The sequence below is a fragment of the Salinicola sp. 4072 genome (assembly GCF_036663415.1).
Taxonomy (GTDB): domain Bacteria; phylum Pseudomonadota; class Gammaproteobacteria; order Pseudomonadales; family Halomonadaceae; genus Salinicola; species Salinicola salarius_A.
Genome location: NZ_JAXOVV010000044.1, coordinates 1 through 15,307, shown reverse-complemented (window position 1 = coordinate 15,307; position 15,307 = coordinate 1). Strand labels below are relative to the sequence as shown.

At 64.2% G+C, this 15,307-nt stretch carries 7 protein-coding genes and 1 tRNA gene; 3 read left to right on the top strand and 5 right to left on the bottom strand.

Translation table 11 applies throughout. The features are described 5' to 3' along the window. Positions 1 to 157: 157 nt before the first annotated feature. Positions 158 to 233 (bottom strand) — tRNA-Thr (locus R3F72_RS17865). Positions 234 to 315: 82 nt separating this feature from the next. Then, complete coding sequence (locus tag R3F72_RS17860) at positions 316 to 1,422, bottom strand: AI-2E family transporter (protein ID WP_332780399.1); 1,107 nt, start codon at positions 1,420 to 1,422, stop codon at positions 316 to 318. Positions 1,423 to 2,081: 659 nt separating this feature from the next. On the opposite strand from R3F72_RS17860, the gene R3F72_RS17855 reads away from it, so the two are divergent. Both R3F72_RS17855 and R3F72_RS17850 read left to right on the top strand, forming a co-directional pair. Then, on the top strand, positions 2,082 to 2,327 hold the full coding sequence (locus R3F72_RS17855; protein ID WP_332780398.1) for a hypothetical protein: 246 nt from the start codon (positions 2,082 to 2,084) through the stop codon (positions 2,325 to 2,327). A gap of 293 nt (positions 2,328 to 2,620) precedes the next feature. Next, on the top strand, positions 2,621 to 3,097 hold the full coding sequence (locus R3F72_RS17850) for a hypothetical protein (protein ID WP_332780397.1): 477 nt from the start codon (positions 2,621 to 2,623) through the stop codon (positions 3,095 to 3,097). 259 nt (positions 3,098 to 3,356) lie between these two features. Here R3F72_RS17850 and R3F72_RS17845 read toward each other — a convergent pair whose 3' ends face one another. Continuing rightward, complete coding sequence (locus R3F72_RS17845) at positions 3,357 to 3,581, bottom strand: hypothetical protein (protein ID WP_332780396.1); 225 nt, start codon at positions 3,579 to 3,581, stop codon at positions 3,357 to 3,359. A gap of 668 nt (positions 3,582 to 4,249) precedes the next feature. Between R3F72_RS17845 and R3F72_RS17840 the strand changes: the two genes are divergently transcribed. Beyond that, positions 4,250 to 13,099: a GH36-type glycosyl hydrolase domain-containing protein gene (locus R3F72_RS17840; protein ID WP_332780395.1), complete on the top strand. Its 8,850-nt coding sequence runs from the start codon at positions 4,250 to 4,252 to the stop codon at positions 13,097 to 13,099. A 75-nt stretch (positions 13,100 to 13,174) separates the two neighbouring features. On the opposite strand, the gene R3F72_RS17835 is transcribed toward R3F72_RS17840, so the two are convergent. Further along, complete coding sequence (locus R3F72_RS17835; protein ID WP_332780394.1) at positions 13,175 to 14,863, bottom strand: methyl-accepting chemotaxis protein; 1,689 nt, start codon at positions 14,861 to 14,863, stop codon at positions 13,175 to 13,177. Between the two features lie 153 nt (positions 14,864 to 15,016). Further along, positions 15,017 to 15,307, bottom strand: a 291-nt coding sequence (locus R3F72_RS17830) for an IS66 family transposase (RefSeq protein WP_332778557.1), incomplete at its 5' end; no start/stop codon positions are given.

The window sequence follows — 15,307 nt, the reverse complement described above, 5'->3', positions numbered from 1 at the left end:
GGGGAAATTTCAGCGTTTTGGCATTACTCAACAGCTATTCGCGCTGAAGAAGCCGATCCTGATAAGCGATGCCACCAGTCAGTACCTTCAGACCGCTCAATCAGCACCCTCGTGAATGAGGCGGGTTCAAGCGACTGATAGAAAAGCAAAATATGCCTGGTGCCGGTAAGTGGACTCGAACCACCGACCTACGCATTACGAATGCGTTGCTCTGCCAGCTGAGCTATACCGGCCAGGCGGCGCCTATCATAATCATCAAATTCGCGGCGGACAACTGGGAAACCGCACGCCTGGCTGCGCCTAGCGTCTGCCGGGTCAGCGCTCCCGGTTCTCCGAGGCAATCTCGTCCGAGGCCACCACGCCTGTCGGCGATTCCGCTTCCGCCTGTTCCTGCCGATACAGCGACCAGACGACGATGAACAGAGCGGCGATCAGCGGGCCGAGCACGAAGCCGTTGATACCCATCAGCGTCATTCCGCCTACCGTGGAGATCAGCACCACGTAATCAGGCAGCTTGGTCTCCTTGCCGACCAGCGGCGGGCGCAGGAAGTTATCGACGAGCCCGATCACCACCACGCCGACGAAGATCAGTATCGCCCCTTTGACGTAGGCGCCGGTGATCAGAAGATAGGCCGCCACCGGCACCCAGACGATTGCGGAGCCGATCGCCGGCAGCAGCGACAGGAACGCCATCATTACGCCCCACAGCAGCGCGGCTTCGATCCCCAGCGCCCAGAAGGCGACGCCGCCGATCGCACCCTGCACGATGGCGATGATCACGTTGCCCTTGACGGTGGAACGCACCACGGCGGTGAACTTGTCGATGAGCTGGTAGGTGTATTCGTCGCTCAGCGGAATCGTGATGCGGATGTGCTGCCCCAGGGATCGGCCGTCCCGGAACAGGAAGAACAGCAGGTAGAGCATGATGCCGGCGCTGACCAGAAACTGGAGCGTGTTCTGACCGATGCTCAGCATGTGCGTGGCGATCAACTGGCTGCCCTGTTCGAGGGCGGATGCCAGACGATTGCTGATATCGGAAAGACTGCCGAAGCCGGCGTCACCCAGCCAGGTCTGCGCCGAGGCCGGCAGCGAACTCTGGAACTGCTGGATGTACTCGTTGAAGTCGATATCGCCACTGCCCACGCGCTGATAGACGCTGGCGCCTTCTCGCACCAGAGCCCCGAAGATCAGTGACATCGGGATGATGACGATGAACACGCAAGCCATCACGCTGACCAGCGCAGCCAGGTTGCGGTGCCCTTTCAGCCGCGCCTCCAGCCGCCGATGCATGGGCTGGAACAGGATCGCCAGTATCACCGCCCAGAGCACGGCACCGTAGAACGGCAACAGCAACCAAACGAAGGCGATGGACACTAGCGTCAGCAATAAGATGAACGCCTTGTGCTGGCTCAGAGAACTCATGAAGATTCCGACTCGAAAGGACATGTGCACTAAGCATAGCGTCCCTGACGCACGGACGTTCAGTAGAGAATGTGGCAACCGTCTTTTTCCCGGCACTCGCTGCGAAACGCTCGAGCAAAAGCGGAGTCCCGCTCGGTGAATTCGAGCCAACGGGACGCGCCCGCCCTAGACATAAAAAAAGCGCCAAGCCTCACGGCTGAGCGCTGGTCCGACGCTTCGTCCCTGATGCTGAGCCGAGCTTCCCGCTCTGCGCGTCCCTGTCGTGACGACGCCTTCCTGGCATCGCACCACCAGTATGAGGCCGCTAGATGACAGAACGTTAACAGCGGCCGATATCACTGCCGAGAGCGCCTTCGGTCAGGTCTCCAGACGACGTAATTGCAGTGTACAAATTAAAGTTACAAAAACTTTCAAAATAAAAAATAAGGTTTTAACCAATAAATTCAGTCACTTAAACGTTAACACTTAACCTGGAATAGAGTTGTCCAAATATCCGATTCGTACAATGCTTGTACAGCACTAGGGGCTATGCCAGCATGAATTCGTCAGCCGGCAAGGAAAGCCGGGCAGTACCGGGCAAGGATGCCCCAGCAGTATGCGGCAAGGATTGCCACTAATTGGTGAGTCAGAAACCAACCCCAGGCCAAGGAGGGCTGATCGTGAAAGACGCCATTTCATGCACCCGCTGCGGTAACGCTCAATCGGTTCCCCTCGAGATTCATGAAGAGTGGGACGAAATCAGCTGTACGGAATGCGGAGAGTTTCTCGACACCGTGGGTCACTGGGCGGATTCCCAGGCGCCCAACTATTCGGTGCAGATCCTCAACCAGTGTCGCAGTCTGACGCTCAAGATGGCACGCGAGAGCCGCCCGCTCAATGATCATCACTTGAGGGCTACGGCATGATCAGAGTGACGCTGGATCTCAGCTGTTCGATTTGCGGTCATGAGCAGTTCTATCTGCGATCAATAATCAGGAAGGTACCAACGTGCGCTGCGCCAATTGCAGCGCATTCAAGTGCAAGACACTGGATCTGGAGAAGGCGCTGAGCGCAATACAGAGAACGCGGTCGATCGATCGCCCGGTCGCAGCCTGATCTGCACTTCCGCTTTTCAAAACCGCCTGCATTCAGGCGGTTTTTTGTTTCCGGCCAACTATCATGAATCGAATCCGCACGAGCTCGAGGTGGGAGGCAAGCCATGGTCGACATCACACAGCTAAAGCACCATATCAACGAGGAAATTCGCAACTGCCAGCAGCGATTGGCGGATTTCGAGCAGGAGCTGGACACCTACAAGGAACAGCTACGCGTACTGCAGAGCCATATCGAGGGCTGGGTAGCCGCGCTGGAGATCGACGGCGTCAAGATTCATTACGACGATACCGCGCATACGCTCGAGAAATTCGACGAGACGTTCCAGATAACGCTTCAGGAGCAGACCGTTTCGTTCGGCAGTTGCAAGCTGCATGTCGAGCCGGAAGAGCAGTACCTCCACGGCAATCGGATACTCCTGTTTGCCTCCTCGGACGAGGACGACATCAAGGAGATCATCGAATCCGAGGGCGAGTACTACTTCACTGACCTGCAGTTCGGTCAGAAACGTGATCTGTCCAAGTACGTGCCGTTGACCGAGGAAACCTTCTACAAGCTGCTCTACGCCTGGCTCCGAGCATGAGTCTGGCGGCTGAAGGCCCGCCTGGCTTCCAAAAACAGGCTTCCAAAAAACGGCTTCCAAAAAAAGGCCCCGAACAGTGTCGGGGCCAAGTGTGTTTCGCAGGAATCGAAACCGGGCACAGTCTAGCCCGTTGCCTGCCCGATAAAGTGACGACAAAAGCGTGCTTTAGCCTTTAATTCGTTGTTGCTAAAGTCCCATCTCGGTATGGATAAAACCCCGACTCGCTGTGGCTAAAGCCTTGTCGCCCCTCGAAAACCGCTCACCACGCTTTCCTGGGCCGGCCTTGCGGAGCGATGGGGAGTACCAGAGCGACTTCGATCGCCCGCTCTCTGGCGACACCGCTATCGACCAGCTTTCTGATTCGAGTCTTGAGCGTACCGACAGGTACGTGACTCAGCGCCGCCTTGGCGTTGAGACTCCCCTCCCTGGGGGCGTTCTTTCTTTTGGGGACGAGCAACCGCTGTTCGTAAGACGTGATCTTCATCGCAACTTCCTTGGAGACAAGGTCTCCCGTGTTCTAGCGAGAGGAAAACGACATCAATGAGGCTATCCGGGTCGCCGCGCGGCAGCCCCAGCGTATGGGAAGCTAGTCGCTTTTATCGCCTTTGGCTAATATCTTTATCGCCACCATCCGATAGCCGAGGGCATATCCATAGGCCCGGCGTGAAGGTGAAGTGGAGGTAAAGCGGAATTGAAATGAAAGAAAGGCCGATAGGAGCGAGGCTCACTCGGCCGTGGGGTGAGAAATCCCTCTTTCGCCGATGAAAATTCCTCTCTCGCCGATGAAACCGGCATTCGCTAATTCACCGCTCAGCGCCCATACTCGAGAGCACGGTCTGCCCGGCTCATCGCCAGACGCATGCCGATCATCATGGGTCGATCATGCCATCCCGCGACGCCCCCACCTCGTAGAACGCCGTGTCATCATTCATGGCGCTTTTCATCTTTCAGTACGACACGTTTCGACACTCGACGAACGCTTCGAGTGACACCGCCTAACGTCAGCAGGCGTGCTTCGTTTTTCACCATGGCATGCATTATCGTCGCGACACGAGCCCCGCTCCGCCCGGTCGTCGGCAGGAGATCACCCATGCATCGATGCGACAGGTTACCGATCATCCAGCCCCGCCATTTTCCCGCCAGGCATGAACAATGAACGCCTGGTGGCGTCGAGGAAACGCCAGCACAAACCTCTCTCCCCTGTGGGACGCCAAGGTCCCGGTGCGCGAAGAACTGTTCGGCCCCGAACGGCTCGAGCAACATGCCCAGAGCCTGGCCTTGGCGCAGCCGATCACCTCGCGCCCGCCCGACGTGCTGCCGCTGCACCAGCGCCTGCACGACAACACGGTCGCACTGGAGAAGGCGTACCGCAGTATCGCCAATGAAGTGGCGCATCGCCGTAGTGTCGTGCCCGCGGCCGAATGGCTGCTCGATCACTATCATCATGTCGAAAAGCACGTCAGCGATATCGTCGAAGACCTGCCGCCCGGCTACTATCGCCAGTTGCCGAAACTCGCCGATGGCCCCTTTGCCGGCTACCCGCGCGTCTTCGGGCTGACCTGGGCCTACGTCGCGCATACCGACAGCCACTTCGATCCGCACACGTTGACCCGCTTCATCGAGGCCTACCAGCGCGTCGAGCCGTTGACCATCGGCGAGCTGTGGGCCATCGCGATCAGTTTGCGGCTGGTACTGGTGGAGAACCTGCGTCGCCTTTCCGATCAGATCGTGCGGGCTCGCGAAGCCCGTACCGAAGCCGATGCGCTGTGTGAACAGCTGCTTCATCCCGGCGCCAGCAACGCGCTGCTGCAGGCCTACGCCCATCTGGATATCGACGATCCCTTCGCCGCGCAATTCTATGCTCAGCTGGCCAAGCGGCTGCGGGATCAGGATCCCGGCAAGACGCCGGCGCTGGCGTGGCTGGAGCAGGAATTCACCCGCCTCGGGACATCCGCCTCGGCGGTGGTGCAGAACGCCCACCAACGTCAGGGCGCCTCGAACGTCAGCGTACGCAACACCATCACCAGCTTGCGCCTCATTGCCGATTTCGACTGGGCGACACAGGTCGAGCAGGTCAGTCTGGTCGATCAACGGTTGCGCGCGGGTAGCCGCTTTGCCGAGATGGACTTCGCTACCCGGGACCGCTACCGCAACGCCATCGAGCAGTTGGCGCGCGGATCGCAGCGGGACGAACTGTTCGTGACCGAGCAGGCGCTCTCGGCCGCTCGAGCCCAGCCGCCGGCGAACTGCCCGCCTGCCGAGGCACAGCGCCGAGCTGATCCGGGCTATTACCTGATCGCCGATGGCCGCCGCGACCTGGAACGGACCCTCGCCTTCCATCCACCCCTGAGGCTGCGCATCCATCGTGCCGTACTGGCGACCGGGCTAACCGGCTACGCCGGGGCGACCGTTGTACTGACACTACTATTGCTGGGGCTCGCTGAGTGGTCGCTGAGCGCTACCGGGTTGCCGCTCCTCTGGCAGCTCCCCTGGCTGCTGACGATTCTGCTGCCCGCCTACGAGGTCGCGACGACGCTGGTCAATCGCGCGCTGGGATCGAGGCTCGGCGGGGAAGCGCTGCCCGGCCTGGCACTCGAGGACGGCGTGCCGACCGCCCAGCGAACCCTGGTCGCGGTACCGGCGATGCTGACCGAGGCGGTGGCGCTGCGCGAGCTGATCGAACGTCTCGAGGTGCACTATCTCTCCGGTAGCGACGGTCTCTCCGGCAGTGACGGCTTTTCCGGTCACGATCTTGCAAGTCACGATGGTCTTTCCGGTCACGGCGGTCTTTCCGCTAACGACAGCGACCTGACCTTTGCCCTGCTGCTGGACGGCCGCGACGCCGACACCGCCGAACTGGCCAGCGACGACATTCTGCTGTCCGTCGCCATCGATGCCATGGCGAGTCTCAATCGTCGCCATGGCCCCGGACCTGCCGGCCCGCGCTTCCTGCTGCTCTACCGCCACCGGATCTACAACGCCAGCGAAGGCTGCTGGATGGGCTGGGAGCGCAAGCGCGGCAAGTTGACCGAGCTCAATCGTCTGCTGCGGGGTGCCGACGATACCTCCTATATCGCCATCGACGGCCACGCCCCTTGGGTGCCGTCCGACGTGCGCTACGTGGTCACGCTGGACAGCGATACGCGTCTGCCCCGGGACACGATCGCCAGACTGGTCGGCAAGATGGCCCATCCGCTCAACCAGCCGGTCTTCGGCGACAACGACCGGGTGGTCCGCGGGCACGCCATTCTCCAGCCCCGCGTGACGCCCTCGCTGCCCATCGGCCGCCAGGGCTCGCGCTACCAGCGCCTGTTTTCCGCCCCCGGCGGCATGGATGTCTACACCGCTGCGGTGTCGGATCTCTATCAGGACCTGTTCGGCGAGGGCTCCTTCGCGGGCAAGGGCATCTATGCCGTGGATGCCTACGAGCGTGCGCTGCACGGTCGCATCCCCGAGAACAGCCTGCTCAGCCACGACCTGCTGGAAGGGATCTTCGCCCGCGCCGGCCTGGCCTCGGATGTCGAGGTCGTTGAGGCGTATCCGGAACGCTACGATGTCGCCGCCAGACGCCAGCACCGTTGGACGCGCGGGGATTGGCAGCTGCTGCCCTGGTTCTGGGGGCGGCGCGCCGATCGACAGGCGCTGACCGTCGTCGGTTGCTGGAAGATCGCCGACAACCTGCGCCGCTCACTGCTGGCGCCGAGCCTGTTCGGTGCGCTGATGATCTGCGCCTGGCTACCGATTCCCGCCGCGCTCACGGCCATGGGCCTGACGCTGGCATGCCTGATCGTGCCCGCGCTGATCCCCGTCGCGTTCGCACTCAAGCCGCATCGCCGCGATGGTAACTGGCGCCATCACTGGCGAACCCTGGGTCGGGACCTGCGAACCGAGATGGGGCGTTGTTTGCTGAGCCTGACACTGTTGGCGGATCAGGCCTGGCAGATGGGCGACGCCATCGTGCGCACGCTCTATCGCGTCCACGTTTCCCATCGTCATCTGCTGGAGTGGACGACGGCATCGCAACTGGCCGGCAACGAGCGTCTGGGCGTTGCCGGATTCGGCCGCGAAATGGCCGGCGGCAGCCTGCTGAGCCTGACGCTGGCGCTGATCCTGGCGATCGTCGAACCACCGGCATGGCCCATCGCCCTGCCGCTATTGCTGCTCTGGCTGGTCGCCCCGCTGATCGCGCTATGGACCAGTCGCGCCCCCGCCGACACGACCGACAACCTGCGCCTGTCGCCGCCACAGGCTCAGGCGCTGCGCCGTATCGCCCGGCGCACCTGGCAGTTCTTCGATACCTTCGTGACGCCGGACTCCCACGCGCTGCCACCGGACAATTTCCAGCTGGAGCCCAGACCGGTCATCGCCCAGCGCACGTCGCCCACCAACATCGGCCTTTATCTGCTGGCGTGCATCGCGGCGCGGGACTTCGCCTGGATCGGCACGCACCGCGCCGTCGAACGGCTGGAAGCCACACTGGCCACGCTGCTCGGGATGGAACGCTGCAAGGGCCACTTCTACAACTGGTACGACACCCGAACCCTGGCGCCGCTCGAGCCGCTCTACGTCTCCACGGTGGATAGCGGTAACCTGGCCGGCCACCTGATCACTTTGGCCAAGGCCTGCGAGGCGTGGATCGCCCACCCGCATGTTCTGGATCCCCGCGAGGGGCTTGGCGACACGCTGCTGCTGTGTCGCGAGGATATCGCCGCCACGGCAACGCTGGATGCCGCAACGCGCACGGCACTGCTGAACGAGTTGGATACGCTATCGGCCCATCTCGACGCGACCCCTTACGGTATCGAGTACTGCGACTTCCTGCGTCAGTCGATCGACGCCTGCCAGCATCAACTCGGGCCGCCATCGCCCGATGCGACGGACCTCGACGAGGCGACCGGCGAAGTTTCACCGCACGGCTGGCTGCGCAGACTGCTGCGCTGTCTCGACGAGCATCGCCGCGATGCCGAAGACACCGCCCCGCTCTCTCGATCCGTCGTTCGTCATCACACCTCTCCCGACGCCGACGGCGCCGCCCGGGAGGCGCCTCTGGAACAGCGGCTTCTGCGCCTGGCGGACGAGGCGCGCCGGCTGGCACTGGGGATGGATTTCCATTTCCTGCTGGTGCCGGAACGCAAGCTGATGTCGATCGGCTACGCCCCGCGAGAGGACCGGGTCGACGACGGCTGCTATGACCTGCTCGCTTCCGAGGCTCGCCTGGCAAGCCTGCTGGCGATCGCCAAGGGCGACCTGCCCACCCGCCACTGGTTCCGCCTGGGGCGGGCGGTAACGCCGTTGAAGGATGGCGTCGCGCTGATCTCCTGGTCGGGCTCGATGTTCGAATATCTGATGCCCTCGCTGATCATGCGTGCCCCGCTGGGGAGCCTGCTCGAGCAGACCAACCGCCTGGTCGTCGCCAGCCAGCGCCAGCATGCCAGGCGCCACGATATCCCCTGGGGCATCTCGGAATCCGCCTATAACGCCCGGGACATCGACTTCACCTACCAGTATTCCAACTTCGGCGTGCCGGAGCTGGGGCTCAAGCGCGGGCTGGGCGACAACCTCGTCATCGCACCCTATGCCACGGCGCTGGCGACCATGGTCGCGCCCCGCGCCGCGCTGGATAACTTCGCCCGCCTGCGATCGATGGAGGCCGAGAGCCACTTCGGGTTCTTCGAGGCGATCGATTTCACCCTCACGCGATTGCCCGTCGATCGCACCTTCGTCATCGTGCGCAACGTCATGGCGCATCATCAGGGGATGACCATCGCCGCCATCGCCAACACTCTGATGGCGGGAAGACTGCGTAGCCACTTCCACAGCGAACCGATGATCCAGGCCAGCGAACTGCTGCTGCAGGAACGCCTGCCGCGAGAAGTCGCGACGCTGCCGTCCCCCAACGATGCCGATCACGCGGCGCCTTCGAGCATCATCGCGCCCGCGGCGGCCGTACGCCGGCTCGAAGGCGAGCCCACCGCGCCGCCGGTGACCCATCTCCTTTCCAACGGCCGCTACAGCGTGATGCTGACCGCGGCCGGCGCCGGCTACAGCCGCTGGCAGCAGCAGGCAATCACGCGCTGGCGCGAAGATGCCACCTGCGACGACTGGGGCAGCTTCATCCTGCTTCGCGATCTCGACCGCGGGACGCGCTGGTCCGCCGGCGCTCATCCGATCGACGATCCGGCCGACTTCCGGGAAGTGGTGTTCGCCGAGGATCACGCCCGTTTCACCCGCCGCGACGGCGACCTCACCACCACGCTCGAAGTGCTGGTATCCGGCGAGGACGACGGCGAAGTCCGCCGCGTCTCGGTGACCAACGGCGGCCGTCATGCGGTAACGATCGAGGTGACCTCCTACGCCGAGATCGTGCTGACCCAACCCGCCACCGACGACGCCCACCCGGCATTCGCCAAGCTGTTCGTCGAGACGGATTTCGTCGCCGACTACGCCGCGCTGGCCGCCACCCGGCGTCGACGCCAGGCACAGGAGGCGCCGATCTGGGCGGCACATTTCGCGCTGGTCAAAGGGGAAAGCGTCGGCGAACCCGCGTACGAAACGGACCGGGCGCGCTTTCTGGGCCGGGGCCGCCAGATCGGCGATGCGGTGGCGCTGGACGGCCAGCCGCTGTCGAACACCACCGGCACCGTGCTGGACCCGATCTTCGCGCTGCGCCACGTCCTGCGCATTGCGCCGGGACACGTCGCCCACATCGACTTCTGGACGGTGGTTGCCGAGCGTCGCGAAACGCTGCTGGCGCTGATCGACAAGCACCACGACACCAGCGCCTTCGAACGCGCGCGCACGCTCGCCTGGACCCAGGCGCAGGTGCAGTTGCGCCATCTCGACATCGACCTGGAGGAAGCCGCCGATTTCCAGCGGCTGGCGGCGCCGATCCTGTACAGCAACGCCCGCTTCCGCCCGCCCTCGGAAGCGCTGAAGCGCGGGCTGTCGGTACAGTCCAATCTCTGGCCAATGGGCATTTCCGGCGACCTGCCGATCGTGCTGCTGCGGCTCGGCGATCTGGAGGAGATGGCCTGGCTGAAGACCATGCTGCGCGCCCACGAATACTGGCGCGCCAAAGGCCTGGGCGTCGACCTGGTGATTCTCAACGATCGCGCCCACTCCTATCTGCAGGAACTGCAGGACGCGATCGACACGGCCGTGCGTTCCAACCGGCCCCCAGCGCATGTCGATGGGCATCTCCCGATGGGCTCGGTCTACACCTTGCGTGCCAACCAGTTGAGTCTGGCCAGTCACGAACTGCTGCTGGCAGTCGCCCGTGTCGTACTGACCGCGCGCAAGGGTTCGCTCCCCGCCCAGCTCGACGCCCTGCTGGCGAAGCCGCCCGCCGACCCGCAGGACGATGCGTCCTCCCGGCCCCGCCACGACCGGCCCGACCCCGTCGTGCTCGACGACGATGGCGAAATGCCGGTGTCGCCCCATCGCCCTACAGTCGCCCCCTCCAGCCGGCCACCGCTGGGTGGCCTGACGTTCTTCAACGGCTCGGGCGGCTTCGATCGTGACGGCCGCGAATATGTCTGCGTGCTCGACGATGGCGCGACCACGCCACAGCCCTGGATCAACGTCATCGCCAATGCCGGCTTCGGATTTCAGGTATCGGCGGAGGGCAGCGGCTATACCTGGGCCGACAACAGCCGTGAAAACCAGCTGACGCCGTGGTCCAATGACCCGGTCAGCGATCTTCCCGGCGAGGTGATCTACGTGCAGGACGCCGACAGCGGCGCCCTGACCACCGTCACCGCTCACCCCCGCCGCGCGGATACCCGTCTCGACGACCCCGAGCATCAGACTCGCCATATCGCTCGTCACGGCTTCGGCTACACCCGCTTCGAGCACGATACTCCCGAACTCTCCATGACGCTGTTGCAGTACGTGCCGCTGAACGATCCGATCAAGATCTCGCGGCTCACGCTGGAAAACCGCACCGCCCAGCCGCGCCGGCTGATCGTCACCGCCTATACCGCCTGGGTGATGGGCACGTCACGGGCTCGAACCGCGCCGTTTCTGGTGTCGCAGCACGACGCGGCCACCGGGGCGCTGCTGATGCGCAATCCCTGGAATCAGGCCTTCCCGGGCCGCGTTGGCTTCGCTGACCTGGATGGCCGCCAGCGCGGCTGGACCGCCGACCGCCGCGAGTTCCTCGGCCGGGGGTCGCTGGCCGCCCCCGAGGCCCTGACCGAAAGGCGTCCGCTGGCTGCCAGCGATGGCGCCGGGCATGACCCGTGCACGGTACAGCAGTGCGAGCTGACGCTGGCGCCCGGCGAGGCGGTCGAGATCGTGGCGTTTCTGGGGCAGGCCAGCGACGACGCGGCAGCGCGGGAACTGATCGAGCGCTACCGGCGCAGCGATCTCGACGCCAAGCTGAGCGAGGTCGAGGCCTACTGGCAGACGCTGCACGGCACACTGCAGGTCAATACGCCGGACCCGGCCATGAACCTGATGCTCAATGGCTGGTTGACGTACCAGACCCTGGCCTGCCGGGTCGTGGCACGCTCGGCGTTCTACCAGGCCAGCGGTGCCTACGGCTTTCGCGACCAGTTGCAGGATGGCATGGCACTCACCTTCGCCATGCCGGCGCTGGCGCGGCATCATCTGCTGCGCGCTGCCGGTCGCCAGTTCGTCGAGGGCGATGTCCAGCACTGGTGGCTGCCGCACTCCGGCCAGGGCGTTCGTACCCACATCTCCGACGACCGGGTCTGGCTCGCCTTCGCCACTGCTACCTACATTAAAACGACGGACGACCCCGAGGTGCTGGAGGAGCAGGTCGGCTTCCTGGAAGGTGCGCCGCTCGACCCCGAGGCGCACGACGATTTCGCCCAGCCGCTGGTCGCGGACGAGACGGCGTCGCTGTTCGAGCACTGCGCCCGCGCGCTGGATCAGGCGCTCGAGCAATTCGGCGAGCACGGTCTGCCGTTGATCGGCACCGGAGACTGGAACGATGGCTTCAACCGCATCGGCGAGACAGGACGCGGCGAGAGCGTGTGGTTGGGCTGGCTGCTGCTGCGCACGCTGGCGCTGTTCGCCCCGCTGGCCGAAGCCCGCGACGCACCGGAGGCGCGCGCCCGTGCCGAACGCTGGCGGGAGCGCGCCGAGGCGCTACGCCTGGCGCTGGAAAGCGAAGCCTGGGATGGCGAGTGGTATCGCCGCGCCACCTTCGACGACGGCCAGTGGCTCGGCACCCGAGACAACGACGCCTGCCGAATCGACGCCATCGCCCAGTCCTGGGCGGTGCTCTCGGAAGGCGCCGATCCCGAACGCGCCGCGCAGGCCATGGCCTCGGTGGAGCGCCACTTGATCCGGCCACAGGAACGGCTGGCACTGCTGTTCACGCCGGCGTTCGACCAGACCGCGCTGGAGCCGGGCTACATCAAGGGTTATCCGCCGGGACTGCGCGAAAACGGCGGGCAATACACCCACGCGGCGATGTGGTCGATCCTCGCTTTCGTCAAGCTGGGCCAGGCCGACCGGGCCTATCGCCTGTTTTCGCTGCTCAACCCGATCAATCACGCCCTGACGCCGGACGCCGTCGAACGCTATCGCGTCGAGCCCTACGTGATCGCCGCCGATGTCTACTCCGAGCCGCCCCATGTCGGGCGCGGCGGCTGGACCTGGTACACCGGCTCCGCCGGCTGGATGTATCAGGCCGGCGTGAGCGGCATCCTGGGGATTCGTCGCGAAGGCCACCAGCTGATCGTCTCGCCCTGCATTCCCGATGCCTGGCCGAGCTTTTCGGCTACCGTCAATCTGGAGGGCAGCGCCTGCATGATCCGGGTCGAACGGGCCAGCGACGACCAGCCGGCCGGCGCCAACCTGGATGGCGAACCGCTGCCGAATAGCACTACCGAAGCGCGGCTGACGCTGGACGGCCAGCCGCACGTATTGACCATGCATCTCGCGATGCGAGGGAACGAGGGCTCGTCGCCCGAACCTCCGAACGTCTCGTCGCCACGAACGCCGCTTGCCGATACCGTGGGCGACGCGTGAGGGAAGCCGCCAATCTCGCCGCTGCGGTCACGTCTCGTTTTTGCGCGTCCGGCGCCTTGCCCGACTCGCACGGCGTCAGAACGCGCTCCACTCTTCGACGGCCTCTTCCCGACCACGTGCACTGGAAGCTGGCCGTTGCCGCGCGACCGGCCGATTCGCGCCTCGATCGGCCGGCGATGGCGCCGAAGCCAACGGAGCGATCCGGGCAGTAGCGGCAGCGGCGCCCTTGAAGAACGACATCTCTTTCAACAGGGCGGCGGCCTGACTCTGCAGCGAACGCCCCGCCGCGCTGGATTCTTCCACCAGGTTCGCGTTCTGCTGGGTCACGCTATCCATCTGCGACACCGCGGTATTGATCTGCTCGATACCCTGAGACTGCTCGCGACTGGCTACCGCGATCTCCCCGACCAGGGCGGTCACGCGTTCGACGCCCCCGACGATCTCTTCCAGCGCCCGACCCGCCCGGTTGACCAGTTCACTGCCGGCATCCACCTGGCCGATGCTCTCTTCCACCAGCTGCTTGATCTCCCTGGCGGCCTCGGCACTGCGCCCGGCAAGGTTGCGCACTTCGCTGGCCACCACGGCGAAGCCGCGGCCCTGCTCACCGGCACGCGCCGCTTCCACCGCCGCATTCAGCGCCAGCAGATTGGTCTGGAAGGCGATCTCGTCGATCAAGCCGACGATACCGGCGATCTTGCGACTCGACGCATTGATCCCTTCCATCGCCTTGATCGCCTGCCCGGCGACCTCGCCCCCGACATTGGCCCGGTGGCTGACATCATGCACGAGCCTATCGGCTCCGGCGGCGTTCTCCGCATTCAGGCGCACGGTCGAGGTGATCTCGTCCATCGAGGCCGCCGTCTGCTCGAGGCTGGCCGCCTGCTCCTGGGTGCGACGGCTGAGATCGTCGGTGCCCTGGGCAATTTCGTCCGCCGCGACGCTGACGGATTCGGCGTTGTCACGCACGCTCATGACGATCCTGGAGAACTGACTCTCCATGGCCTGGAGCGAGCGCAGCATCACGCCGAATTCATCCTTGCTGGTGATCTCGATGTCGTTGTCGAGCCTGCCGCGAGCCATGGCATTGGCGAGTGCCTGCGCCTTGCCCAGCGGCGCCATGATGCCGCGGATCAGCCACAGGGCCATCGCCACGCTTAGCACAAGCGATCCGAGCATGGTGCCGATGATGATATTGCGCCCCCATTCGTATTCGGCGACCGCGCTCTCGTACGCCTCGGCCGCCTGCGCGCTGTTGCGGTCGATCAGCGTCTGGATGGCGTCCAGCGCCTCGGGGTACTGCTGGCGCAGCGTCGTCGTCGCGATGACGCGGGCTCGGTCGAAGTCGTTGCCGATCATCGCCGTGTTGAGCTCGGCGATGGTAGCCCGCAAGCGGGTCAGCGCGGTGATGAAGGCGTCCGCCATCTCCCGCTCCTGCGGGCCGTTGAGACGTTGGGGATAGTAGTCTTCCCAGGCGGCATCGATGACGGCGTCGTTATCCGCGACCTCCTGCTGCGTCACGCGGGCGGACTCCGGGTTTCGGTCACGCTGCTCCGCGGTGATCTTGACCCGATTGCCGAGCAGGGCTCGATCGATGCGGCTGAGATCCTTCAGGGTCAACACGTTCCCTTCATAGGTCCGTTCGAGGGCGGCATTGTTGTCGCTCAGACAGAGCAGCCCGACGACCCCGATGATGAACAGCATGACGATACAGGCGCCCAGGCTCGCGGCCAGGCGGAGTTTGACGCTTCGATTCAGTAGCAGCATGGCGAAGTCCGATGAGTGCCCTTGGCTCGATGCGTTCGGGCAAGTGGAACGGGTCTCGGCAAACGGAATTCCCTCAATAAGGATTCGCTTATTGCCGCCAGAGGCACTATCGGCGCTGTACAAATAAACTTAATTTTATTGTAACTATTCAGGTCACGCTGCCTGATCCAGGCCGTCCCGACGCATGAATTCGGGCACTTCACCGGCAAACAACTGTTCCAGTGCGGTGTGCGCTGCCAGGCCCTGCTTGACCGCCGTCGAGAGGAAGCTGCGCATCCGGCAGAAGATCTCGGCACCTTCCCAGGAGCGGAAACAGCCTGAAATCTTCTGCTGGACCTTGGTCATCCGCAGGTCACGCTCCCCTTGGTTATTGGTGAAGGGCGCGGCGGGGTCGTCGAGGAAACGCAGCACGTCGTCCTCGTACGCCTGGAGACGTTCGAGCAG

Coding starts and splice junctions, on each gene's coding strand:
- R3F72_RS17860 (WP_332780399.1), bottom strand. CDS start 1,422: ATGAGTTCTCTGAGCCAGCACAAGGCGTTCATCTTATTGCTGACGCTA.
- R3F72_RS17850 (WP_332780397.1), top strand. CDS start 2,621: ATGGTCGACATCACACAGCTAAAGCACCATATCAACGAGGAAATTCGC.
- R3F72_RS17845 (WP_332780396.1), bottom strand. CDS start 3,581: ATGAAGATCACGTCTTACGAACAGCGGTTGCTCGTCCCCAAAAGAAAG.
- R3F72_RS17840 (WP_332780395.1), top strand. CDS start 4,250: ATGAACGCCTGGTGGCGTCGAGGAAACGCCAGCACAAACCTCTCTCCC.
- R3F72_RS17835 (WP_332780394.1), bottom strand. CDS start 14,863: ATGCTGCTACTGAATCGAAGCGTCAAACTCCGCCTGGCCGCGAGCCTG.